A 23,429-nucleotide genomic window follows, 5' to 3' on the forward strand; every position below is an offset into this window, starting at 1 on the left:
CCGATCCGGATTGAAGGAGGTTCACTGGGTACCAGGGTGGTACGCGAGCCGGCTGCCCGACCGCCACCGGCCGGGCCGGGCCGTACCGCGATCGGACGTGTCCCTCCCGGCGCGAGTCCCGAGGTCACGCTCGGGGGTTGGGCTCGGTGGGCGGTGGGGCGCGCAGGGGTGTGCGGTGTCGCGATCGGAGGACGGCATGGGCAGCGGTAGCGGGCAGGACGGCTCCGGGGTGATCGTCGGGATGGGCATGGCACTGCCGCCGACGGCGAGCCAGCAGGAGTTGTGGGCGGGCTTCTTCGCCGGGCACTTCTCCGGGACCACCCGGGCGCTCGCCGAGCGGATCTTCGCCAACTCCGGGGTTCGGCACCGGCAGGCGGCGGTGAACCCGCTGCTGGAGGACGTCTCGGACTGGCCGACCGAGCGCCGGATGCGCCGCTACCAGATCGAGGCGCTGCCGCTGGGCAAGGAGGCGGTCGGTCGGGCGCTCACCGACGCCGGCCTGTCGGCCAGCGAGATCGGCCTCTTCGTGGTCTGCTCCTGCACCGGGTACGCCACGCCGGGGCTGGACATCCTGCTGGCCCGGGACCTGGGGATGGCCGCCGACACCCAGCGGATGTTCGTCGGGCACATGGGCTGCTACGCGGCGCTGCCGGGGCTGGCCGCCGCGAACGACTTCGTCACCGCCCGGGGCCGCCCGGCGCTGCTGCTCTGCGCCGAGCTGACCAGCCTGCACATCCAGCCGTCGACGGCCCGGATGGACACCCAGCAGATCATCTCGCACGCGCTCTTCTCGGACGCCGCCGTCGCCGTGGTGGTCGCCCCGGGCGACCGTTCCGGGTACGCCGTCCGCGAGGTCACCGCCGTCACCGACACCTCCACGGCCGACCACATGACCTGGGAGCTGACCGACACCGGCTTCCGGATGGGACTGTCCCCGAAGGTGCCACAGGTGCTGGCGGCACACGTGCGTGACCTGGTCACCGACCTGCTGGCCCGGCACGGCCGGCGGATCGGCGACGTGGACGGCTGGGCGGTGCACCCCGGCGGGCCGCGCATCCTCAACGTGGTGGAGGCGGAACTGGGCCTGCCGCCCGCGGCGATGGCGGCCTCCCGGGCGGTACTCGACGAGTACGGCAACTGTTCGTCGCCCACTTCTCTGCTCATCCTGGAACGACTCAGGCGGTCCGCCCCGGCACCCCGTACCGTGGTGATGCTCGCGTTCGGACCCGGGTTGACCCTCTACGCCGCACTGCTGGACCGGCAGCCCGGGGCGGCACGGGCGGACCGCACGCGGCTGGCCCACCAGGCCGGCCGGGATGACTCCTAGGAGATCTCCGCCGGACCGGCGGGAGGAGGCGACCGGTGCGCAGGTTGGTGTTGACGATGGCGGCGGTGCTGCTGGTCGGGATCGGTGGTTGGTGGTCGGTCCGGTCGGCGCCGGAGCCGGCCCGGCCGGGGCAGACCGGGGTCGACGTGCCGGAACGGGCGCCCGGGGCCGGCGCGGCGGACCTGGCCGGCGAGCGGAGTGCGAGCGTGGCCGGGCAGAGCCTGCCGCGCTTTCCGGACACGATCTGGCGGGAGACGGCGACGCTGAACCAGCGCCGCTTCGTCATCTGGTCGATCGACACCCGTCCGGGTGGCCGCTACCTGCTCCAGTACGTCTGTCTGAGCCCCGGTGAGCTGCACATCCGTTTGTTGCGCGGGGTGACCCGGAGCTGGTCGGACTCGGTGAGCTGCCCTGGGCCGTTCGGCAGCGTGCAGCTCGTCGCGGCCGGGGACGAACTCTCGATCGGGGCCCGACGGCTCAACCACCGGCACGTGGAGGTCGCCCTCCAGATGGTGGCCCTGCCCTGACTGTGCGGCTGGCCGGGTCAGCGGGTGGTGGTGACCAGGCGGGGCAGGTCGGCCTGGTAGTCGCCCGCCGAGCCGAGTTCGGGTACGGCCCGGCGGACCTGCCCGGACCTGTCGGCGAGTACGGCGGAGGGCCTGCCGTTCGGGGCGGGCAGCCGCAGTGCGGTCCGCAGCTCGGCGGTGGGGTCGGTGAGGAAGCGCGGCATCCCGCCGCCGGGCGCCGGCACGGTACGCACGCCCGGCACGGTACGGCGGGTGCTGACCGCCAGCACGCCCACGCCGGGTGGTACGGCCCGGACGGCGGCGTCGAGGTGCTGCTCGCAGGCACAGCCGTCGATCAGGATGATCACGGCGGGGAGCAGCCCGCGTAGCGGCACGAGCCGGCCGTCCTCGCCCATCAGGTCGAGCGCGGGCAGGGACAGCCCGGCCGGCGCGGTCGGGCCGCCCAGGCTGGTCGGGCCGCCCGAGCTACCAGGGCTGCCGGAGCCGGTGTCGCCGTTACCGGCGAAGCCAGGGGTGCCGGCGTCGCCTGTGTTGCCCGGGGTGCCGGAGCTGCCGGTGCTGCCGCCGGGGGTGCCCGGGGTGCTGCGGCCGGTGCCGACCGGTCGCTGCGGGTTGGGCCAGGTGATGGCGAAGAGGCTGGCCAGGGTGGTCAGCACGGCGACCGCCATGATCATCAGGCAGAGTCGGAGCGGGGCGGGGCCGTTGGTGTCGGTGCGCAGGCCCAGGCGCCGGCGCCAGCCGTCCCGGCGGGCCCGCAGCCGCAGCTCGCGGCGGACCTGCGCGGATTCGGCGGCCAGCTCGGCGGGGTCGTCGGGGATGACGATCCGCCCCCATTCGGCGGGCAGGTCGGGCACGCCGTCGAACGGGCCGTTGTCCGGTCGGCCGTCACCGTCCGCCGACGTGCTCATGGCGCACCCCCTGGCCGGCCCACCGCAGGCGTGAATCGGGCTCCGCTCCAGCCTCCCCCACCAGGGGTCGTACCGCTAGTGGGCGGCGGTGCCGTGCGTCGAAGAAGTATGCTGGGAGAGCCGCAACGCCCTACATCCGATTTTTCCGATCCGCCTTGTCGGCCGGTGATCCGTTTGTCACGCAGCGTGCCGAAATCCACGGATCACTGCCTTGTCAAGCTGAAGAAAGACCTCTCACAGGGCCTCTGAGCTGCGCTAACGGTCAGGACTGCGGTGGGACATCGGTGCCTGAGCGTGTTACCCTAGACACAGCGAAAGGGGTTTCGAACCTATGGTTTTCAGTGTCGGCGAGACCGTTGTTTACCCCCACCACGGGGCCGCACTCATCGAGGCAATCGAGACTCGGGTCATCAAGGGCGAGCCGAAGCAGTACCTCGTCCTCAGGGTCGCTCAGGGTGATCTGACGGTCCGGGTGCCCGCGGAGAATGCCGAGATCGTGGGTGTGCGCGAAGTGGTCGGCGAAGAGGGCCTGGGCAAGGTCTTCGATGTCCTCCGTGCCCCGCACACCGAGGAGCCGACCAACTGGTCGCGGCGTTACAAGGCAAATCTGGAGAAGCTGGCCTCCGGTAACCCCCTCAAGGTGGCGGAGGTTGTCCGCGACCTCTGGCGCCGCGAGCGGGAGCGGGGCCTGTCGGCGGGTGAGAAGCGAATGCTCGCCAAGGCCCGCGACATCCTCGTCGGTGAGGTCGCACTCGCCGAAAAGAGCACCAAGGACGAAGCGGAAACCCTGCTCGACAAGGTGCTCACCGAGGCATAGCCCCACACGCCGGCACGTTTCGTCAGTGCCTGCGACGTACCCCGAAAGAAGACCGAGGACCGCGACGTGACCGCGCAGCTCAATCCGCGCGGTGACGTCGCGGTCCTCGTTCCTGCGGCGGGTGCCGGCGTCCGGCTCGGGCCGGGCGGCCCCAAGGCGCTCCGTCGGATCGGCGGCGAACCACTGCTGGTGCACGCCGTGCGGCGGATCGCCGCCGCGCCCTCGGTGCACACCGTCGTGGTGGCCGCGCCGCCGGGCGACGCCGACGCGGTCCGCGAGCTGCTCGCCCCGGTCGCCGAGCTGACCGTGGTGACCGGCGGCGCCAGCCGGCAGGAGTCGGTGGCCGCCGCGCTGGCCGCGGTGCCGGCCGGCCCGGAGATCGTCCTGGTGCACGACGCGGCCCGCGCGCTCACCCCGGCCGCCCTGGTCGAGTCGGTCGCCGAGGCGGTCCGCGGCGGCGCGGAGGCGGTGGTCCCGGTGCTGCCGGTGGTCGACACGGTCAAGGAGGTCTCGGCCGCCGGCCTGGTGCTCGGCACCGTGGACCGGTCTGCGCTGCGGGCCGTGCAGACCCCGCAGGGCTTCCGGCGGTCGGTGCTGGCCGCCGCGCACGCCGCCGCCGTCGACCCGCTCACCGACGACGCGGGCCTGGTCGAGAAGCAGGGGGTACCCGTCACCTGCGTCCCCGGCTCGGAGTACGCGCTGAAGATCACCCGCCCGTTCGACCTGGCCCTGGCCGAATACCTGCTCGGCGCCGTGCCGCTCGCCGGGCACCACTGATCGCCTACGCTTTCGCACGTGATCCTTCCGCTGGTCGGTGTCGGTACCGACGTGCACGGTTTCGAACCCGGCCGGGCCTGCTGGGTCGCCGGGCTGCACTGGCCCGGCGTGGACGGGCTGGCCGGGCACTCCGACGGCGACGTCGCCGCGCACGCCGCCTGCGACGCACTGCTCTCCGCCGCCGGCCTCGGCGACCTGGGCAGCAACTTCGGGGTGGCCGAGCCGGAATGGGCCGGCGCCGCCGGGGTCATCCTGCTGGCCGAGACCGCCCGCCGGGTCCGGGCCGCCGGCTTCGAGATCGGCAACGTCTCGATCCAGGTCATCGGGGTACGCCCGAAGATCGGTCCCCGCCGCGACGAGGCCCAGCAGGCACTGACGGCGGCGGTCGGCGCCCCGGTCACCGTCTCCGGCACCACCACCGATGGACTCGGGCTGACCGGCCGGGGCGAGGGGCTGGCCGGGATCGCGGTCGCACTGGTACACAGGCGGCCCTGAGCCAGACGGTTTCGGCACTTGACAGGGTCACGGCACTGACGGGTCACGGCAGGCCGACGCCTGTTGTAGCTTTCGGAATGCGCAGAAGGACGATGCTGGCCGCCTTGCTGCTGCCCGTGACAGCGGCGGCCTGCGAGTCGGGAAGTGCGCCGATGACACCGCGGTCCGACAGGGACCTCGACGCCAAGCTCGCCGAGCTGCGCGGCAGCGGCGGGTCGGCTCCGCTTCGTACGCTCCGCTGGCAACAGCGTAGTGGTCGAGAAGGGTATGACCCTGACGTCCCCGAACTAGTTCGACCGCCCTGCCGCTTGCTTGTCATGCAAGCGGATCTTGATTATTTGTAGTCGTCACAACTGCAATAAATCGTCAAGATCTGACCGCATACCCCTGCCCGGCATCGGGCGGGGCTGGTTAGCTCGACGGGTTCTTCGGCACCGGCGACGAGGTCCGGCGAGCGGCGGATGCGGCCCGGGAGGACGCGCAGGCGCTCTGGATGCGGCCCTGGCGGGAGAACGAGAAGCGCGCCGTGCTGCTGCGGACATTTCAACCGAACCTGATCCCCGGGCTGCTCCAGACCGAGGCTTACACGCGGGCGGTGCTGCGCGGCGCCCGGCTGCCCGACGAGGCGGTCGAGTGGACCGTCCAGGACCGCCGGGCCCGGCGGGCGGCCACGGTGGACCGGCCGGACCCGCCGATGCTCACCGCGATCCTCGGTGAGTTCGCGCTGCGCTGCGGCCCGCCGGACGTGCTGAGGGAGCAGCTCGAACACCTGCTCGGCGCCACCGCGCACAGCCGGGTGCAGGTCCGGGTGGTGCCGCTCGCCGCCGGGCTGCACATCGGACTCTCCGGCCCGTTCGTGCTGGCGACGCTCGCCGGCGGCGGCCGGGTCGGCTACCTGGACAGCCAGTTGCGCGGCGAGGTCGCGACCGACCCGGAGGATCTGACCAAGTTGGAGTTGGCCTGGGACGTCGTGACCGGGCTCGCACTTCCGGTCGACCAGTCGAGGGACCTGATCGGGAAGGCGGTCGAGGAGCATGGCTGAGCAACCGAACTGGCACACGAGCAGCCGCAGCAGTGCCAACCAGGGTGACTGCGTCGAGGTGGCGGACAACCTTCCGGGCCGGGTCCTGGTGCGGGACGGCAAGGACCGGTCCGGGCCGGTGCTGGCATCCGCCCCGGCGACCTGGCGCGGCTTCGTCCGGGACCTTCGCGCCGCCCGCTGAGGAAGTCAGCGAGCGCGCCGAGGAAAGTTAGGGACCAAGCCTGACACCACGGGGGGAGCGCCAGGCTTGGTCCCGTCTACGGTACCGCGCATCCGCCGGCATGGGGAGTGGGCATTCGGCGGGTCGCCGGATAACTGGCCGGTTGCCGCCCGCCACCTGCCCGGGGAGTGGGTGTTCGGCGGGTCGGGCGCGACGATCCGGCGAGACAGCGCCCGATACGCTCGGACCCGTGTCCAGCGACGCCGACTCCGACCACTCCGCCTCCGCCGAAGGGTACGTCCAGCGCGCCGAACTGCTCGCCGAACTCGGCCGGTACGACGAAGCCGCCGCCGAAGTCGGGTTCGCGATCGCGCTCGACCCGTCGAACGTGCCTGCGCTGGTCATGCTCGCGATGGTCAAACTTGCCGGTGACAAGCCGGAGGAGGCGCTCACCGCCGCCGACTCGGCGATGGCCGTCGCTCCGGAGTCGATCCACCCGCTGGTGATCCGGGGACACGCCCTGGCCGACCTGCGCCGGTTCAAGGAGGCGGCGGCGGCCGCCGACCGGATCCTTGCGCTCGGCCCGGACGACGCGTACGCCCAGCGCAGCGCGGCGGCGATCCTGGGCGAGTCGCGCAACGGGCAGCAGGCCCTCAACGCGGCCTGGCGCGGGGTCGAGCTGGCGCCGGAGGAGCCGCAGGCGCACCTGGTACTCGGCCTGGTGGCGGCCAGGATGCAGAAGTTCGAGCTGGCCGAGCGGGCGTACCGGGAGGCGCTGCGGCTGGACCCGGAGCTGGCGGCGGCCCAGCACAACATCGGAGTGATCCGGCTGGAGCAGCGGCGCTACTCCGAAGCACTGGAACACCTCGCCGACGCGGCGGTGCTGGAACCGACGAGCGGCGACGGCGCCCGGGCGATCAGCGGCGGGCTGCGTCAACTGCTGATGTACGGCGCCGGCTACACGATCGTGGTGTCGATCCTGGTGGCCTGCCTGGCGGCGGCGAACCCGGTGTCGTCCCGGCTCTGGGCCGGGCTGGCGGCGGTGACCGGCGGTTTCCTGGTCTGGCGGTTCCTCCGGCGGGTGCCGAACCTGGGGCGGGGACGGCTGCCGGAGCTGATCCGCGCCGACCGGCTGCTGGCGCTGGCTGTCTACGCCGTGATCGCCGGGCCGTGCCTGATCATGCTCTACGCGATCCTGGGCAGCCCGTGGCCGCTGGTGCTGGCGATCGCCACGACCGCCGCGACCGAGCTGGCGGTGCTCTTCGGCTGGTCACCCGACCGCGACTGACGGCATCGGCCGCTGAACGGGACTGACGGCATCGGCCGTTCCGGACGACGGGATCGAACAGGTAGAGTCCGGGACAGATCATCCTGTTTCTTCGCGGCTCGCCCCGCGCCGACCGGACGATCGGAGATGCGATGGCTCGGCAGTGGACAGTTCGGCAGCGGTCGCAGCCGTGGTGTCGCCGGATCGGTGTGGCGGCGTGCGGAGCGTTGCTGCTCACGGGTTGCACCAGCAGCGAGAGCGGACCGGAGCCGCCGGCGCCCGAGGTGAGCACCGTGGAGTTCGAGCAGCGGCTCACCGAACACCTGTCCCGGGCGGTGGACGGAGCCCTGGAACCGGCGGCGCGGGCCACCCCGCCGAGCCACTCCCGGAGTGTGGGGTGTGCGGAGCTGCCCGAGGGCGGGCCGACCTGGGGTCTCCGGCCGCGAGCCGAGCTGACGGTGTCGGCTGGGGACAAGGCCGAGAAGTACCTCGACGACGTGGCGACCTGGATTCTCCGCGACAAATTTGCCGAATACGAGTGGCGGTGGCGGGTCGGCACGCCCGCCGACGTCAAGGAGATCACCGCCGTCCACGAGGACGGCACCGAGTTGCTCATGGAGATGGCTCGGGGCAGCGACCAGTTCACCGTCCGGATGACCGGGCCGTGCACCTGGCCGCCGGATCGGCCCGGCGGCCCGCCCGCCGGGCGGCTCCCGCCCCTTCCGGCACCGTCCGGGCCGACGCAGACCCGCAGTGTCGACACCCCCGACCCGTGTCGCTCGCCGAAGCTCTACGTCTACAACCTCACCTCCCGCCCCTTCACCGGCCGGGGCCCACACCTGATGATGCTGGTCAGGTACGCCGACGAGAAGGCCATGGAGTATGCCGAGGTCCAGCTGCCCAGGGACTGGGAACCTCGATATGCGCCGGGTACCTCCCAGCGGAACCTCGACCAGGTCCAGCTCCTCGTCTGCGTGCACGTCACGGCGACCCGGGACTCGCGCCAGGACGTCACCTGCAACTATGCGAGTGAAGACCTTCTGTTGGCTGGCGGCAGTCCGTTCACCTTCGACCTGTTCGAGAGCGTCTACCACGTCACGGTGCGGGAGGCCCGCAGCGGCCGGAAGGTCAGCGAGTTCACCGTTCCCGGAAGACAGCGTGGCGAGGACAACTGTCCGTTCCGGATGAACTACAACCGGAAGCTGGCCAGGGGCATCGACGAGGCGGCCTTCGAGCGGAGGCTGCGGCCCCTGCTCGAAGCGGCCCGGTGACGGGCCGTCGGGGTACGGTCAGCCGGTGTACCCGGTCAGCCGGTGGTACGGCGCGCCCAGGTCCAGGCGTAGCCGGTGTCCTCGCAGGACAGTGCCGGGCCGCAGAGGTCGAGTGGCCGGAAGGTGTCCACCATCACGGCCAGCTCGTCGAAGCTCTCCGCTCCGATCGCCCGCTCCGGGGCGCCGGGCTGCGGGCCGTGGGTGAAGCCGGCCGGGTGCAGCGAGATCGACCCCTGTTCGATCCCGGAGCCGCGCCGCGCCTCGTAGTTGCCGCCGGTGTAGAAGAGCATCTCGTCGGAGTCGACGTTGTGGTGGTTGTACGGCACCGGGACGGCCAGCGGGTGGTAGTCGACCTTGCGGGGCACGAAGGAGCAGATCACGAAGTTCGGACCCTGGAAGGTCTGGTGCACCGGTGGGGGCTGGTGGATCCGGCCGGTGATCGGTTCGAAGTCGTGGATCGAGAACGCCCACGGGTAGAGGTGGCCGTCCCAGCCGACCACGTCGAACGGGTGGTTGGCGTAGACGTGCCGGGTCCAGCCGCGCCGGTGCTGGACGTACACCTCGACGTCGGTCTCCTCGACCAGCAGCGGCGCCTCCGGGCCGCGTACGTCCCGTTCGCAGTAGGGGGAGTGTTCGAGGAACTGGCCGCGCACCGAGAGGTAGCGCTTGGGTGGGCCGATGTGCCCGGTCGCCTCGATGGCGAGCATCCGCAGCGGCACCGGGGCGACCGGCACGATCCGGTGCACCACCGAGGTGGGGATGACCACGTAGTCGCCGGCGGTCACCCCGAGCACCCCGAAGCTGGACTCGATCCGGGCGGCACCGGACTCGACGTAGAGGCACTCGTCGCCGACGGCGTTGCGGTAGAGCGGAGAGGGCTGGTCGGCGACGACGTAGGAGATCCGGACGTCGTCGTTGGCCAGCAGGTGCGTCCGGCCGAGGATCGCGTCGGTGCCGGCGCCGCCGTCGAGCTTGTGGGTACGCAGGTGGCGGGGCTTGAGCGGCAGGTTCGGCACCCGCTGCCAGGCCGGCGGGGTGAACTCCTCGGCCGCGACGATCGCGGTCGGCAGGTAGCGGTGGTAGAGCAGTGACGAGTCGGAGGAGAAGCCCTCCTGCCCCATCAGCTCCTCGGCGTAGAGACTGCCGTCGGGCTGCCGGAACTGGGTGTGCCGCTTCCGGGGAACCTCGCCGACGCTGCGGTAGTACGGCATGATCGCCTCCCTTTTGTCCCAGTCACCGGCTTTGTCCCAGTCACCGGCCGAGAGTGTCCGATAATCGGACAGTGTTGTCCGCTAGTCGTAGCGTCCCGTAAGTTCTCTGTTCGTGTCAACGCAGCTGCCCCGGCTCTTCGCCGGGCTGGTCGACGACGCCGCCGTCTTCCCGCCCGGCAGTGCCAGCCTGCCCGAGGCGGTCGCGGCACACCGCCGGCACCGGGGCGCCTGGTACGCCCCGCTGGTCGGCCCGCTGCTGCTGCCCGCGTCGGCCCTGCCCGACCTGCCGGCGCTGCTCGCCGCCGACGAGCGGATCGACGTCGGCGTGATCGGCGACGTACCCGTGCCGGAGCTGTACCCGCTGCGCGACCGCACCGACCCGCGGATCCGGATCCGGCAGGTCGAGGCGGCGGTGGCCAAGCGGGGCGAGGACCCGCTGCCCGGACTCGCCGCGCTCGCCGGCCTCCCGGCCCACCTCGACGACGCCGACGTGTACGCCGAGATCCCGCTCACCTGGGGCCTGCTCGGCGCCCTCGACCGACTGGCCGACGAACGGGCCGCCGGCAAGCGGATCTGCGCCAAGTTCCGCACCGGTGGGCTCGCCGCCGAACTCTTCCCCACCCCGGTCGAGCTGGCCGCCGTGATCGGCGCCTGCCGGGACCGGGAACTCCCGTTCAAGCTCACCGCCGGGCTGCACCACGCGATCCGGCACATCGATCCGGAGACCGGCTTCACCCACCACGGCTTCGTGAACATCCTGGCCGGCACCGCCGCCGCCTGCGCCGGCGCCGAGGTTGCCGAGGTGGCCGAGACACTTGCCGCGACCGACCCGCTGCCGCTGGTCGAGGCGGCCCGCGCCCGGCGTGACGAGCGGCGTCCACTCTGGATCGGCTTCGGCTCGTGCAGCGTGATGGAGCCCCTGATCGACCTGGTCCGACTGGGGCTGGTGAACGGAGGCTTCGAGCCGTGACGGTTGGAGGAGACGCGTGACCTGGCTGGCGGAGGCGGCAGGATCGGCGTACGGGGTGCACAACCTGCCGTACGGGGTCTTCCGGTCGGCGGGGCAGCCGCCCCGGATCGGCGTACGGATCGGGAACTTCGTCCTCGACCTTCACGGCGCCGAGGCGGCCGGACTGGTACTCGCCGGAGGGGCGCTGCGACAGCCCACCCTGAACGCGTTCCTGGCGCTCGGCCGGGCACAGTGGACGACGGTGCGCACCCGGATCGTGCAACTGCTGACCGGAGAGGAGCACCGGGCGGCGGTGACCCCGCTGCTCGTGCCGCTCGACCGGGTCGAGCTGGTCATGCCGTTCGAGGTCGCCGACTACGTCGACTTCTACTCCTCGGAACACCACGCGACGAACGTGGGGCAGATCTTCCGGCCCGGCGGGGCGGCGCTGCTGCCGAACTGGCGGCACCTGCCGGTCGGCTACCACGGCCGGACCGGCACGGTGGTGGTCTCCGGTACCCCGGTGGTCCGCCCGAGCGGCCAGCGCAGCACCCCGGACGGGCCGGTGTACGGGCCGTCGACCCGGCTGGACATCGAGGCCGAGGTGGGCTTCGTGGTCGGCGTACCGTCGCCGCTCGGCGAGCGGGTCGGGGTGGACGACTTCGCCGCGCACGTCTTCGGGGTGGTACTCGTCAACGACTGGTCGGCCCGGGACATCCAGGCGTGGGAGTACCAGCCGCTCGGGCCGTTCCTCGGCAAGTCGTTCTGCACCTCGGTCTCGCCCTGGGTGGTGCCGCTGGAGGCACTGGCCGACGCCTGGGTGCCGGCACCGGCGCAGCACGACCCGGCGGTGCTGGACTACCTGCGGGACGTACCGCACCTGGGGCTGGACCTGCGGCTGACGGTGGACTGGAACGGCACCCGGGTCAGCGAGCCGCCGTTCGCCGGGATGTACTGGACCCCGGCCCAGCAGCTCGCGCACCTGACGGTGAACGGCGCCGCGCTGCGTACCGGTGATCTCTACGCCTCCGGGACGGTCTCCGGGCCGCGGCGTGCGGAGGTCGGGTCGTTCCTGGAGCTGACCTGGGGCGGGGCCGAGCCCGTGAAGCTCTCCGACGGCTCGACCCGGACCTTCCTGGACGACGGCGACACGGTCGTCATCGGCGCCACCGCACCGGGACCGGACGGCACGACGGTCGCCCTCGGCGAGGTCGTCGGCACCATCGCGCCGGCCCGGAGCGCCTGACGCCGCCTTGCCCGGAGCGCCTGACGCCGCCGGCCGGCCGTAGCCGCCCGGTACGCGCCGGCTCCGCGCGGCCGGACGGCGTGTGCGACACCTGGACCGAGCTGGCCGACAGGATACTTTTCGCGTAACAGGATCGGTCATCGTGCGTTGGACTTACCCGGACGGGCACAAACCCGTCATCAAGTGTGGTTCACCTTGAAGGGGTACAAAATGTTCAACGCGGAAGTTGCTCTGTGGCGGAAGAGCAGCCGGTCCAACGACCAGGGGCTCTGCATCGAGGTCGCCGACAACCAGCCCGGGGTGGTCGGCGTACGTGACTCGAAGGACCCGGCTCCGGTGCTCGAGTTCGAGCCCGCCAGTTGGGCGGCGTTCGTGACCGCGACCAGGACGGGTGCGTTCGGAGCATGATCGAAACCGCGCGGTTCCGAGCACTGCCGGAACCGCGCGGTCACGGGGACCCCCGCCCGCGTCTTCCGGCCCTTGGCTTTTCCGGCCCTTGGCTTTCCGGCTCGGCGCTCCGGGCCGACGGCGTGGAACGGGATGGGCGCCGGGGCGGGGACAGCTGATTCGCACGCTGTCGAGCTGGGTGCACGAACGGGACACCAGGCGGCCGCGTCCGCTACGGCCACGCCTTGTCGGGCGGCCACGCCTTGTCGGGCGGCCACGTGCGGTCGGAAGGCCACGTTCAGTCGGGGGGCCACGCTCAATTGGGCGGCCCCGCCTGGCCGAGGTTGTGGCTGGGCGCACGGACGGGGCAGCTCGACAGTCTCGCGCGCAGACATTGTCCGGCCCGCCAACCACCGTACGCCGTCGGCTCTTCTGCCCTACCGCCTGTCGCGCTGTCACATTCTGATCACTCTGTGCCGCTCCGGGCTGTGCCGTGTCCGAGGCACGTCGTACCGTGGTGGTCGGGGGAGGAGCCGATGTCGACGGTGGCGTTCAGCCGATTGATCGAGGCACCCGCTGACGAGCTGTGGCGGGTCTTCACCGACCTGCCCGGTCGGCCCGGTTGGCTCTGCCAGGTCGAGCAGGTCGAGGTCCTTGCCGAAGGCCCGGGCGAGCACCTCCAACGGCCGGGCGAGCACTTTCAACAGCCGGGCGAGCACTTTCAACAGCCGGGCGAGCACGTCCAACGGCCGGGTGAGCGCGGTCAGGGAGCGGGTGAGCACGGTCAGGGACGGCGGGCCGGGCTCGGGGTCGGGACCGTCTGGCGGGAGAGCCGCACCGGGCCGGACGGCAGCGTGGTGGTCGAGCAGTTCGCCGTGCGGGAGGCGTCAGCGCCCCGGCGACTCGTGGTCAGTTCGTCCGGCGACGGCGTGGACTACCTGACGACGTACACCTTCGCTCCGGTGCCGGCGCACGGGCCCGGCCGGGGGCGGACCGTCGTGACCGTCACCCACGAGGGTGTGCCGACCGGCCGGTACGGCCGGTTGCTGGCGGTGGTGCTGGGCGGGCTCGCCGCGCGGGCCGGTGAGGGCGCGCTGCGCCGGGACCTGGCCGACCTGGCCGCGACCGCGACGGCCGGCGGCCCAGGTCAGGGCGACCGGGCGGCCGCCGCCTGAGCTACCTGCCCGGACCCGGGCGGCCGGCGGGGCGATAGGGTTCCGGCGGAGGTGTCCGGGCATGGCAACGCCGAACGGCGCGCGGAACTGGCCGCGGACGGCGATGGCCGTCGCGGTGACGCTGCTGCTGGTCGTCGGCTCCGCGGTGATCGTCTACCGGGTGCTGGCGCCGGCCGAGGTGATCACCCCGGCGCGGGCCGGCTATCCGGCACCGCCGGCCGTCCAACCCGGCGTCGTCGGCACCCTGAACGCCGCACCGCTGATCGTCGACGACCGGCTCCGGGTCTACGCCAGCACCCGGACGATCCGGGCCGACCTGCCGGTCGACGCGCCGACCCGACGCACGCCGTACTGGTCGTACCGGCGCTGGCCCGCGCAACTGGCGGGGGTGGTGGCCGACGGCGCCACCGTGCTGACCCGCTGGTCGGACGGCAGGCTGGTGGCGCTCGACGCCCGTACCGGCACCGTGCGCTGGCGGGCCACCGGGCCGGAGCCCGGACACGGCTATCTCGGCCGGCGTACCGGGGCCGGCACCGTCTACGCCCCGACCGGCCTGCACACCGCCCGCACCGCGACCGGCCGACCCGTGCTGGTCGTCGGCGGGGCCGCCGACCGGCGCGGGCTCGACCTCGACACCGGCCGGGAACTGTGGCGGCTCGCCCCCGGTCCCGACTGCTCCGGCGGCGACGGTGACGGTGACGGTGACGGTGACGACGGCTCCGGTGAAGGCTCGGCCGACGGGGCGGCCGCCGCGGAGGCCGCCGCCGGGGTGGGTGACGGACTCACCACCGCCGACGGGTTCTTCGCCGTACCCGACAGCTGTGCCGGGTCGGACGAGGTCGTGTTCCACGACGTGTCCAGCGGCGCCCTGGCCGGTCGGTGGCGGCCGGCGGGCTCGGGCCAGCCGGTCCAGCTGAGCCCGGTCGGCTGCCTGACCGGTCGATCCGGCTGCCGGGCGCTGCGGACGGTCGCCGGAGGCGTGACCCGGGGCTGGCTGCTCGACGGCACCCGCCCGGTACCGGCACCGGCGCTGGACGCACCCGAGGCGGTACTCGTCGACCAGGTCGCGGTGACGGTGGGCGGGACCGGGCTGGTGGCCCGCTCGGCACGGACCGGCGCCGACCTGTGGCGCTGGTCGGACACGGCGGGCCCGGAGGCCCCGGCCGAACCCGAACAGGACGGGCCGGCGGGCGGGCCGGCGGGCGGGCCGGTCCGGCTGGTCGCCGCCCAGCCGGGTCGGGTGCACCTGCGTACCGCCGGAGGGGACCTGGTCACCCTGGACGCGGCGACCGGGGCGGAACGGTCGCGGTTTCCGTTCACCTACGGGCGGGACTCGACCACCTGGGCGCCCGGGTTCGCGTACGCGGCCGGCGGGTTCGTCGCCGTGGAGCGGCTCGCCGAGCCGGTGAACCCGGCCGCCGGGGACGACCGCTACTACCTGGCCGCCCAGCCGGTCATCCTGGCCGGCACCTGAGCACGTCGAGCACCCTGCACCCGGCGCACCCGGCGGGGGCTCCGGCGTCAGCGGGGTAGCAGGCCCGCGGCGGACTCCGCCACGGCCAGGAAGGCGTCGTTCTCCGCCGGGGTGCCGATGGTGACGCGTACGCCCTCGCCGGCGAAGGGGCGGACGATGATTCCGCGCGCCTCGCACGCCTGCCCGAACGGCACCGACTGCTCGCCGAGCGGCAACCAGACGAAGTTCGACTGGCTCTCCGGAACGTTCGCGCCGGCCGGCAGCCGCTTGCGCAGCGCCTCGGTGACCCGCTCCCGCTCGGCGACCACAAGCGCGCAGCGCCGCCGCACCTCGTCGGCCTGGTCGAGCGCGGCCAGCGCCCCCGCCTGGGCGGCCAGGCTGGTGGAGAACGGGGTGACCACCTTGCGGACCGCCGCCGCCACCTCCGGCGACCCGACCAGGAAACCGATCCGCAGCCCGGCCAGCCCCCACGCCTTCGAGAAGGTGCGCAGCACCACGACGTTCGGCCGGTCGCCGTAGACCGCCAGCCCGTCCGGCACCTCGGGGTCGGTGACGAACTCCCGGTACGCCTCGTCGAGCACCACAAGCACGTCGTCCGGCACCGCCGCGAGGAACCGGTCCAGCTCGGCGCGGCGCAGGCTGGTCCCGGTCGGGTTGTTCGGGTTGCAGACCAGGATCAGCCGGGTCCGGTCGGTCACCGCCGCCGCCATCGCCGCGAGGTCGTGCCCGTGGCCGGCGTCGTTGCGCACCCGCACGCTCGTCGCGCCGCTGGTCGCCGCGATGATCGGGTACGCCTCGAAGGAGCGCCACGAATAGACGACCTCGTCCCCCGGCAGGCAGGTCGCCCGGACCAGGTGCTCGGCCAGCGCCACCGACCCGCAGCCGGTGGCGATCCGGTCCGGGTCCACGCCGTGCCGCTGGGCGAGCGCCGCCCGCAGTGCCAGTACGCCCATGTCCGGGTAGCGGTGCACCCCGGCGACCGCCTCGGCGACCGCCTCCACCACCCCGGGCAGCGGCCCGTACGGCACCTCGTTGCTGGCCAGCTTGATCGCCTCCGGCAGGCCCAGCTCCCGGGCCAGGTCCGCCGGGCTGCGTCCGGGCACGTAGTTCGGCAGCGCGTCGAGGTCGGCGCGGGTCAGCCGGGGCGTCCCGGGCCGCCGCTCGGCGCCGGGGGCGGGACTTGTCGGACCGGTCATGACGTCGGGCCTCCGGAGCGGTCGTTCGGGATGTCGGTGGACTCGGCCGGGGAGGCGGCCGGGGCGGGCAGCCGGACCACCACGGTCTGCCCCCGCTTGTCGTGCAGGGACTGCCGCAGCGGCCGGTCGAAGAAGGCGAGCGCGCAGTCGACGAGCTGGATCAGGAAGCCGATGCCGCAGCAGCTCCAGAGGAAGACCGGCAGGCCGAGCAGGTTCCACCGGCGGAACGAGCGGCCGAAGCCCAACTGCTCGGTCTCGGCCAGCGGTACGACCTTGATCCGCATCACCCGCTTGCCGAAGGTCTGCCCGGTGTTGGCGACCGACGGCACCTCGTAGGCGAACCAGAGCGCGACGGCGATCAGCAGGATCACCACCTGTAGGCCGTCGGCCTGGGCGCTGGCCTGCGGGAGGTTCTCGGTGGTGGACTCGCCGGCAAAAGCACGCCGGAAGATCTCCCGGACGACCGGCCCGACCTCGTCGACGAAACGCCAGACGAACCAGCCGTTCACCACCACGTTGAGCAGCAGCACCAGGCTGATGTCGATCAGCCGGGCGAGCACCCGGGCACCGAGCGGCGCCAGTTCCATCCCGTGCGGCCGGGGCGGCGGCGCGGCCCAGTACGGCTGCGGCCAGCCTGGCGGCGGCTGCCCGTACGGCATCCCCGGCGGGTACGGCTGCCCCGCCGGCCCGGCGCCGGGCCAGCCGGGTGGCACCGGCCCGCCGGGCCAGCCGGGCGGGACCGGTGGCCCGGGTGCGGGTGGTCCGGAGGCGGGTGGCCCGGACGCTGGCGGTCCGCCCGGCGGCGCCCCGCTGACCGGTGGCGTACCGCCCGGTGGCGGTGCGCTGACCGGTGGCCCGCCCCACGGCGGTCCGCCCCAGGGTGCGGCCGGTCCGCCGGGCGCCCCGGGCGGTGGCGTCGCCGGTGTGCCGGGCGCGGCGGGGGAACCCGGTGCGGGGGAACCGGGTGCCCCGGCACCGCTGCTGGCGGGTGCGGCGGGCGGCTCGGGTTCCTCGGGTTCCTCGGGCGGCGGGCCGGGCGGCGGGGTGGCGTCGACGGGCAGGGCCGCGCCGACCCAGCCCTCGCCGTCCCAGTACCGCTGGGTGGTCGGCTCGGCGGGGTCGGCGTACCAGCCCGGCTGTACCGTCACCGGGCCGACCTTGGTGAAGTCCTGACGTTCACGCTGGAACCTTAACCACCACGGTCCGGGCGAACTTGTCGTGGAGGCACTGCTGGTACGGCTTGTCCCAGAGTTGCCAGAGTCCGTCGAGGTAGGTCAGCCCGGGAACCAGGCTGCCGGCCGCCTGGACCAGGTAGCGCCGGGCGAGCTGACCCCGCCCGATGGTGGCGGCCGGATCCAGCGGAATGATCTTGATCTTCAGCACCCGCTTGCCGACGGTCTGCCCGGTCCGCTTCGGCAGCTCCACGACGTAGACGTACTGCAGGGCGAGCGCGACCACGAGCAGGCCGGCCTCCAGCAGCAGCAGCGGCACCAGGAACTCGAACGGGTTCACCTCGACCGTGCCGACCTCCGGGTTGGGAACGGTGAAGAAGTCCGCGCCCACCGTGGCGAAGAAGACGAAGAACGCCGGGATGGCGATCAGCATGATCGTGCCGCCGAGGATCGCCCCGTCGATCAGGTACGCCAGCAGCCGGTCGACGAACGAGGCGAGCGGCTGGCCGGACGGGCTGACCGGCGGCGGCGCCACCGGGTATCCGGGCGCCGGACCGCCGGGCCGGCCCGGCGCGTACTGCGCCGGGACGTACCCGGGCGGTCCGTATCCCGGCGGCGGTCCGTAACCGGGCGGCGGGCCGTATCCCGGCGGCGGCGGCGGGCCGTGGCCGGGTGGCGTGGGCATGGAGGGAGGCTGCTGGCTCACGCAGGACAGTGTTACAGGTTTCCGCGCGCCTCTTGTTCCCGCTCGATGGCCTCGAAGAGCGCCTTGAAGTTGCCCTTGCCGAAACCGAGCGAGCCGTGCCGCTCGATCAGCTCGAAGAAGACCGTCGGGCGGTCCTGCACCGGCTTGGTGAAGATCTGCAACAGATAGCCGTCCTCGTCCCGGTCGACCAGGATCTTCCGGGCCTTCAGCTCCTCGATCGGGGCGCGCACCTTGCCGATCCGGGCCCGCAGCTCCGGGTCGTCGTAGTAGGAGTCCGGGGTGTCCAGGAACTCGACGCCGGCCGCCCGCATCGCGTCGACGCTGGCCAGGATGTCGTTGGTGGCCAGCGCGATGTGCTGCGCACCCGGGCCGCCGTAGAACTCCAGGTACTCGTCGATCTGCGACTTGCGGCTGGCCACCGCCGGCTCGTTCAGCGGGAACTTGACCTTGCGGGTGCCGTTCGCCACCACCTTCGACATCAGCGCGGAATAGTCGGTGGCGATGTCGTCGCCGATGAACTCGGCCATGTTGGTGAAGCCCATCACCCGGCGGTAGAACTCCACCCACTCGTCCATCCGGCCGAGTTCGACGTTGCCGACCACGTGGTCGACGGCCTGGAAGAACCGCTTCGGCTGCACACCAGCGTCGATCATCGGCTGCCGGTCGACGATCGGGCCCTGCGCGACGAAGCCGGGCAGGAACGGGCCCTGGTAGCGGGACCGGTCGACGAGTGAGTGCCGGGTGTCGCCGTACGCGGCGATGGTGGCCATCCGGATCGTGCCGTGCGAGTCGGTGACGTCGTACGGCTCGGTCAGGCCGGTGGCGCCCTGGGCGATCGCGTGCGCGTACGCCGCGTCCACGTCCGGCACCGCCAGCGCGATGTCGAGTACGCCGTCGCCGTGCCGGGCCACGTGGTCGGCGTCCGGGGCGTCGGGGCGGACCGCGCCGGTGAAGACGAACCGGGCCGAGCCGCTGGTGAGTACGTACTCGGCGTGCTCCCGGTAGCCCTGCTCCGGCCCCCGGTAGGCCACCCGGGTCATCCCGAAGGCGGTCGAGTAGTAGTGCGCGGTCTGCTTCGCGTTGCCGACCATGAACCGGATGTGGTCGATGCCCTGCACCGGGAAGGGGTCGCGGGCGTCGTCGTGCGCGACGGCCCCGACGAGCCGGTCGACGTCGACGTCGAGGTCCAGAGCCGAGCCGACGGTGGACGGCTGGTGGAGTGCGCTGGTCATCGTCCTGCCTCCCTGGGGTGCCGCGACCGGCCGACGGCCCGGCCGGTCTTTCCGGGAGCATCCCGCCTCGGGCGTCGACTGGGCAACCGACCCGCAAAATGCTGGGCAGGTTGTGCATTTAGTATGGTTGTCGGTCGTGAGTACTGTGCAAGATGTTCAGCTCGACCAGCTCGATGTCCGCCTGATCGACCTGCTCGCCGCCGAACCACGGATCGGGGTCCTGGAGTGCTCCCGGCGGCTCCGGGTGGCCCGGGGCACCGTGCAGGCCCGGCTGGACAAGCTGCTCGCCCGGGGCGTGATCGCCGGGCTCGGGCCGCAGCTCGACCCGGCCGCGCTCGGCTTCGCGGTGACCTCCTTCGTCACCCTGGAGATCCACCAGCGTCCCGGCCACGACCCGGTGAGCACCCACCTGCGCGGCATCCCGGAGGTGCTGGAGGCGCACACCATCACCGGCTCCGGCGACGTGCTCTGCCGGATCGTCGCCCGGTCCAACGCCGACCTGCAACGGGTGCTCGACCAGATCGTCTCGCACGAGCAGATCGCCCGGGCGTCGAGCATCATCGCGCTGGCGGAGAAGATCCCCTACCGGGTGTTGCCGCTGCTCCGCTCGGCCGTGGACGGCTCCGGCGACGACCCGGCCGACGGGACCGGCGCGGCTGGCCGGGCCGGCTGAGCCGACGGGACCGGCTGAGCCGACGGGACCGGCTGAGCCGACGGGACCGGCTGAGCCGACGGGACCGGCGGGGCCGGCTGAGCCGGCTGAGCCGGCTGAGCCGGTGGGGTCGGCGACGCGTCGGCGGCGAGCGCGTCGCCGAGCGCGGTGCGTTCGTAGCGGACCGTCCGGCCGAGCCGGGTCCGGCGGACCAGCCCGGCGTCCCGGAGTACCGCCAGGTGCCCGCCGACGCTGCCCAGCCCGCTGCCGAGCTGGGCGACGAGCTGGCTGGTAGTGGCGGGGACGGCAAGCGCCCGCAAGACCGCGGCCCGGGAGGCGCCGACCAGCCGGTCCACCGCGTCCGGGGAGCGGCCCGGCGGGGGCGGGCCGAGCAGGTCCGCGATGCCCCGGGCGGGATAGACGATCGCGTACGGCCAGGGCGGCTCGGTGTAACTGATCAGCGGACCGAAGGCGGTGGGCACGAAGAGCAGTCCCCGGCCGGCCGGCCGCCGGGTGCCCCGGTCGGCGCAGTCGACCTCGATCACCCCGTCCGCACCGTCCGACGTCCAGCGCAGTCGGGGATCGAGGTCGTGCAGGGCCGCCGCCCAGCCGTAGGTGGCGAGCTGCCCGGCCCGGCGCAGCAGGTCCCGTTCCAGCAGCGCCCGCAGCCGTGGCCAGTCCGGGGCGACGAGTACCGTCCAGGCCGCCTCGATCGCGTCGGCGATCTGGTCGACGACGTCCGGTGCCTCGAAGACCCGCCGGGCGTACGCCGGTGGGGTGCGGTGCCCGGCCAGGTTGCGGGCCAGCTCGTCGCGGGCCTGGTCGAGCGGGGTCGCCCGGACCGCGGCCAGCTCGTCGGCGAAGCTCAGCCCGACCGCGGCCGGCGGCGGCTGGATGAAGTCCGCGTTGTAGCCGTCCCGGCGAAGCAGCGAGAGCAGCGCCCCGACGGCCGGCCGGTCCCGCCGCAGCCGCAGGTAGCGGTCCCGGGCCCGGACCAGCCAGGGGTCCAGCGCGGCCGACCGGTGCTGACCGGCGCAGAGTCGCAGCGCCGACATCGCCTCGCCGAGCGGCGAGACGGCGAACCGGCTGGCCGCCACGTCCGCCGGGGTCACCTCGATCCGGATGGTCACCGCCCGACTCCTGCTTCCGCCGGTCACCGGCACCTTTCGCTCCTGCCCGAAACAATAGTGCCGTGCACCACGTTCCCGCACGCTGGCCGGATGAGCGCGACGACGAGTCCGACCGAGCGGCCGGCGACCTTCCGCAGCGTGCTGGCGGTGTCCGAGTTCCGGGCGGTCTTCGCCAGCTTCGGCGTCTTCATGGTCGGCGAGACGGTGAAGATGCTCGCCCTGGCCGTACTCCTCTACGAGCGGACCGGCTCACCCCTGCTCGCCGCGCTGGCGTACGTGGTCGGCTTCCTGCCGCACGCGATCGGCGGCGTACTGCTGCTCGCCCTCGCCGACCGGTGGCGGCCCCGCGCCCTGATGGTCGGCTACGACCTGCTGCGACTGGCCGCCGTCGCGGTCCTCGCGATCGGGGTGCTGCCGCCGGCCGGGATGCTCGGGCTGGTCTTCGCGGTCGGGCTGCTGGCCCCGGTGAGCACCGCCGCCCGCAACGCGCTGCTGCCGGAGCTGCTGACCGGGGACGGCTACGTGCTCGGGCGCTCGCTCTTCACCGTCGCGGCGGGCGCCACCCAGGTGCTCGGGTTCGCCCTCGGCGGCCTGCTGCTCGGCCTGGTCGGCCCGTACGGCGCGCTCTGGCTGACCGCCGTCACCTGCGCGCTCTCCGCCCTGCTGGTCCGGTACGGGGTGGTGGAGCGACCGCGCCGCACGGCGGTCGCCGCCGGGGTGGTCCGGCAGACCTGGCGGGTCAACGGGCTGCTCCTGCGCGACCGGCGGGTACGCGGACTGCTGCTGGTGCAGTGGCTGCCCGGAGCACTGCTGGTCGGCGCCGAGGGCGTGATCGTGCCGTACGCCGACGGGCTCGGCCCGGGGGCGAGCGCCGGAGTGCTCTTCGCGGCCTCCGCCTCCGGGATGCTGGTCGGCGACCTGGTGCTGGGGCGCTGGGTCGGGCCGGCCCGGCGGGAGCGGCTGGCCCCGTGGCTGGCGCTGCTGCTCGGCGCGCCGATGCCGTTCTTCCTGGCCGGCCCGGGACTGCTGGCCGCCGCCGCGCTGATCGGGCTGGCCACCTTCGGCTTCGCCTTCCAGTTGGGGCTGGCCCGGCGGTTCCTCGCGGCGGTGCCGGAGCAGCGCCGGGGGCAGGCGTTCGGGCTGCTGGCCACCGGGCTGATGACCGCACAGGGGCTGACCGCGGGGCTGGCTGGGCTGCTCGCCGAGTGGCTCGCGCCCGGCCGGGTGATGGCGCTCGCCGGGATCGCCTCGATGGCCGCCACCCTGCTGCTGTGGCGCTGGCTCCGCCCGGAGCCCGCCGACCGGCCCTGACCCGGACCGCCATCCTGTCACAGGCACCTGCTGGTCTCGTACGCATGTACGATGAACCGGTGATGCGTGGCGCCCCCCGTGGCGGAGATCGGGAAAGTAGGCTGGCGCAATGACCGTGTCAGCCTAGGACGTAGCCGCGGCGTTGCGGCACCGGCTGCCCGGCCTGTCGACAAAGAAGCTGCACAAGCTTCTCTACTACTGCCAGGGGCACCATCTCGCCGCGTTCGGCGTGCCCCTGTTCCACGAGACGATCTCGGCCTGGGACATGGGGCCCGTGGTCGGCGCCCTCTGGCGGGCCGAGCGCAGCGGGGACACTTCCGGCTCCCAGCGGGAACTCGGCGACGCGGAACTCAACACCGTCGGCTACGTCGTCAGCCGGTACGGCAGGCTCACCGGCACCGACCTGGAACACCTCACCCACTCCGAGACGCCGTGGCAGTACGCCAACACCGCCCGGATGCCCAGTGAGTCGGCCAGGATCGAACTGGAGTGGATCCGGGAGTACTTCAGCACCGCCGGCGCGGTGGACGACGACGACGAGTTCCCGGTGGACGCTGCCGAGGTGCGCGCGATCCTCAAGGGTGCCGAGGCGCGTCGCAACCCGGAGCCGCGCCCCGACGATCCGCAGCGGCTGCGCGCCCGGATCGCCCAGATGCGCGCGCAACTGGACCGGAGTGCCTGACGGGCGCGGGTTGTGGCAGTTGGTCGACTTCGAGGCTCGCTTCGACGCCTGGGCCGACCGCGACAACCCCTCGACGGAGCTTCGGATCGTCGTCGCGGAGTGGATCCTGACCCGGATGGAGGATCCCTACGAGGGCGCCAGGCGGGAGCCCGGGTTCCCGGACCTGTGGTCGGTGCGGATCCGGGGGACGGCGGTCGGCCGGCCGGGTGCCTTCACCATGGTGCTCTGCTCCTTCTGGATCAAGGAGACCGAGCACGGTGTTGTCTGCGACAATTTCGCGACCCTCGGCTATCCGGTGTGAGGCACGGCCGGGTG

The 23,429-nt window shown here is 73.1% G+C and carries 24 protein-coding genes and 1 pseudogene; 18 read left to right on the top strand and 7 right to left on the bottom strand.

All coding sequences use genetic code 11. From position 1 onward, the window contains the following. Window positions 1–196: 196 nt before the first annotated feature. Window positions 197–1,327 (top strand): type III polyketide synthase, encoded by a 1,131-nt coding sequence (locus ACN28A_RS16215; RefSeq protein WP_421396167.1) that lies wholly within the window; start codon window positions 197–199, stop codon window positions 1,325–1,327. Between the two features lie 35 nt (window positions 1,328–1,362). Beyond that, window positions 1,363–1,854 carry a hypothetical protein gene (locus tag ACN28A_RS16220; RefSeq protein ID WP_421396168.1) on the top strand — a complete coding sequence of 164 codons (492 nt, stop codon included), beginning with the start codon at window positions 1,363–1,365 and terminating at the stop codon, window positions 1,852–1,854. Between the two features lie 17 nt (window positions 1,855–1,871). Here the strand turns inward: ACN28A_RS16220 and ACN28A_RS16225 are convergent, their stop codons facing one another. Beyond that, the gene (locus ACN28A_RS16225; protein WP_421396169.1) at window positions 1,872–2,762 is read right to left on the bottom strand and encodes a hypothetical protein; all 891 of its coding nucleotides are present in this window, start codon (window positions 2,760–2,762) and stop codon (window positions 1,872–1,874) included. 331 nt (window positions 2,763–3,093) lie between these two features. On the opposite strand from ACN28A_RS16225, the gene ACN28A_RS16230 reads away from it, so the two are divergent. The 7 genes from ACN28A_RS16230 (at window position 3,094) to ACN28A_RS16260 (ending at window position 8,591) form a co-directional block, all read left to right on the top strand. Next, window positions 3,094–3,579, top strand: a complete 486-nt coding sequence (locus ACN28A_RS16230; protein ID WP_007073334.1) for a CarD family transcriptional regulator — start codon at window positions 3,094–3,096, stop codon at window positions 3,577–3,579. A 66-nt stretch (window positions 3,580–3,645) separates the two neighbouring features. Continuing rightward, a complete protein-coding gene (gene ispD / locus ACN28A_RS16235) occupies window positions 3,646–4,356 on the top strand; it encodes a 2-C-methyl-D-erythritol 4-phosphate cytidylyltransferase (protein ID WP_421396170.1) in 711 nt (236 codons plus the stop codon). A gap of 18 nt (window positions 4,357–4,374) precedes the next feature. Next, window positions 4,375–4,851, top strand: coding sequence for a 2-C-methyl-D-erythritol 2,4-cyclodiphosphate synthase (ispF, locus tag ACN28A_RS16240; RefSeq protein ID WP_421396172.1), 477 nt, complete (start codon window positions 4,375–4,377; stop codon window positions 4,849–4,851). Between the two features lie 493 nt (window positions 4,852–5,344). Next, complete coding sequence (locus tag ACN28A_RS16245) at window positions 5,345–5,893, top strand: DUF5753 domain-containing protein (protein WP_421396174.1); 549 nt, start codon at window positions 5,345–5,347, stop codon at window positions 5,891–5,893. Then, window positions 5,886–6,074 carry a DUF397 domain-containing protein gene (locus ACN28A_RS16250; RefSeq protein WP_421396175.1) on the top strand — a complete coding sequence of 63 codons (189 nt, stop codon included), beginning with the start codon at window positions 5,886–5,888 and terminating at the stop codon, window positions 6,072–6,074. Before ACN28A_RS16245 ends, ACN28A_RS16250 begins: the two co-directional genes overlap by 8 nt. A 229-nt stretch (window positions 6,075–6,303) precedes the next feature. Then, window positions 6,304–7,341 (top strand): tetratricopeptide repeat protein, encoded by a 1,038-nt coding sequence (locus ACN28A_RS16255; protein WP_421396176.1) that lies wholly within the window; start codon window positions 6,304–6,306, stop codon window positions 7,339–7,341. Between the two features lie 272 nt (window positions 7,342–7,613). Continuing rightward, window positions 7,614–8,591, top strand: a complete 978-nt coding sequence (locus tag ACN28A_RS16260) for a hypothetical protein (RefSeq protein ID WP_421396178.1) — start codon at window positions 7,614–7,616, stop codon at window positions 8,589–8,591. Window positions 8,592–8,626: 35 nt separating this feature from the next. Here ACN28A_RS16260 and ACN28A_RS16265 read toward each other — a convergent pair whose 3' ends face one another. Continuing rightward, window positions 8,627–9,802: a homogentisate 1,2-dioxygenase gene (locus ACN28A_RS16265; protein ID WP_421396179.1), complete on the bottom strand. Its 1,176-nt coding sequence runs from the start codon at window positions 9,800–9,802 to the stop codon at window positions 8,627–8,629. Between the two features lie 112 nt (window positions 9,803–9,914). On the opposite strand from ACN28A_RS16265, the gene ACN28A_RS16270 reads away from it, so the two are divergent. From ACN28A_RS16270 to ACN28A_RS16290, 5 genes are all read left to right on the top strand, one after another. Continuing rightward, window positions 9,915–10,772, top strand: a complete 858-nt coding sequence (locus tag ACN28A_RS16270) for a hypothetical protein (protein ID WP_421396180.1) — start codon at window positions 9,915–9,917, stop codon at window positions 10,770–10,772. 16 nt (window positions 10,773–10,788) lie between these two features. Continuing rightward, window positions 10,789–11,997, top strand: a complete 1,209-nt coding sequence (gene fahA / locus ACN28A_RS16275) for a fumarylacetoacetase (RefSeq protein ID WP_421396182.1) — start codon at window positions 10,789–10,791, stop codon at window positions 11,995–11,997. Between the two features lie 210 nt (window positions 11,998–12,207). Beyond that, window positions 12,208–12,405 carry a DUF397 domain-containing protein gene (locus ACN28A_RS16280; RefSeq protein ID WP_421396184.1) on the top strand — a complete coding sequence of 66 codons (198 nt, stop codon included), beginning with the start codon at window positions 12,208–12,210 and terminating at the stop codon, window positions 12,403–12,405. Window positions 12,406–12,920: 515 nt separating this feature from the next. Then, window positions 12,921–13,559, top strand: a complete 639-nt coding sequence (locus ACN28A_RS16285; RefSeq protein ID WP_421396186.1) for an SRPBCC family protein — start codon at window positions 12,921–12,923, stop codon at window positions 13,557–13,559. A 61-nt stretch (window positions 13,560–13,620) separates the two neighbouring features. Next, window positions 13,621–15,033, top strand: coding sequence for a PQQ-binding-like beta-propeller repeat protein (locus ACN28A_RS16290; RefSeq protein WP_421396187.1), 1,413 nt, complete (start codon window positions 13,621–13,623; stop codon window positions 15,031–15,033). A gap of 47 nt (window positions 15,034–15,080) precedes the next feature. Here ACN28A_RS16290 and hisC read toward each other — a convergent pair whose 3' ends face one another. Genes hisC through hppD form a run of 4 tightly spaced genes read right to left on the bottom strand, consistent with a single transcriptional unit; the run spans window position 15,081 to window position 19,339 of the window. Then, entirely contained in the window at window positions 15,081–16,229 is a 1,149-nt protein-coding gene (hisC, locus tag ACN28A_RS16295; protein ID WP_421396189.1) for a histidinol-phosphate transaminase, read from the bottom strand. Then, entirely contained in the window at window positions 16,226–17,377 is a 1,152-nt protein-coding gene (locus ACN28A_RS16300; RefSeq protein ID WP_421396191.1) for an RDD family protein, read from the bottom strand. Before ACN28A_RS16300 ends, hisC begins: the two co-directional genes overlap by 4 nt. Window positions 17,378–17,405: 28 nt before the next feature. Beyond that, complete coding sequence (locus tag ACN28A_RS16305; RefSeq protein ID WP_421396193.1) at window positions 17,406–18,086, bottom strand: RDD family protein; 681 nt, start codon at window positions 18,084–18,086, stop codon at window positions 17,406–17,408. Between the two features lie 32 nt (window positions 18,087–18,118). Continuing rightward, window positions 18,119–19,339: a 4-hydroxyphenylpyruvate dioxygenase gene (gene hppD, locus ACN28A_RS16310; RefSeq protein ID WP_421396194.1), complete on the bottom strand. Its 1,221-nt coding sequence runs from the start codon at window positions 19,337–19,339 to the stop codon at window positions 18,119–18,121. A gap of 136 nt (window positions 19,340–19,475) precedes the next feature. On the opposite strand from hppD, the gene ACN28A_RS16315 reads away from it, so the two are divergent. Next, window positions 19,476–20,012: an Lrp/AsnC family transcriptional regulator gene (locus ACN28A_RS16315; protein WP_421396195.1), complete on the top strand. Its 537-nt coding sequence runs from the start codon at window positions 19,476–19,478 to the stop codon at window positions 20,010–20,012. 125 nt (window positions 20,013–20,137) lie between these two features. Here ACN28A_RS16315 and ACN28A_RS16320 read toward each other — a convergent pair. Continuing rightward, window positions 20,138–21,115, bottom strand: a pseudogene (locus ACN28A_RS16320) (DUF5937 family protein); the annotation flags it as partial. Between the two features lie 96 nt (window positions 21,116–21,211). On the opposite strand from ACN28A_RS16320, the gene ACN28A_RS16325 reads away from it, so the two are divergent. The 3 genes from ACN28A_RS16325 to ACN28A_RS16335 all read left to right on the top strand — a co-directional run bounded on the left by ACN28A_RS16325 (window position 21,212) and on the right by ACN28A_RS16335 (window position 23,415). Beyond that, entirely contained in the window at window positions 21,212–22,432 is a 1,221-nt protein-coding gene (locus ACN28A_RS16325) for an MFS transporter (RefSeq protein ID WP_421396197.1), read from the top strand. A 142-nt stretch (window positions 22,433–22,574) separates the two neighbouring features. Beyond that, the gene (locus tag ACN28A_RS16330) at window positions 22,575–23,114 is read left to right on the top strand and encodes a Panacea domain-containing protein (protein ID WP_421396199.1); all 540 of its coding nucleotides are present in this window, start codon (window positions 22,575–22,577) and stop codon (window positions 23,112–23,114) included. Continuing rightward, the gene (locus tag ACN28A_RS16335) at window positions 23,107–23,415 is read left to right on the top strand and encodes a hypothetical protein (protein WP_421396201.1); all 309 of its coding nucleotides are present in this window, start codon (window positions 23,107–23,109) and stop codon (window positions 23,413–23,415) included. The genes ACN28A_RS16330 and ACN28A_RS16335 overlap by 8 nt, the downstream gene beginning before the upstream one ends. The last annotated feature ends 14 nt before the right edge of the window (window positions 23,416–23,429 follow it).

The organism is Plantactinospora sp. WMMB782 (assembly GCF_049179135.1).
Classification (GTDB): domain Bacteria; phylum Actinomycetota; class Actinomycetes; order Mycobacteriales; family Micromonosporaceae; genus Plantactinospora.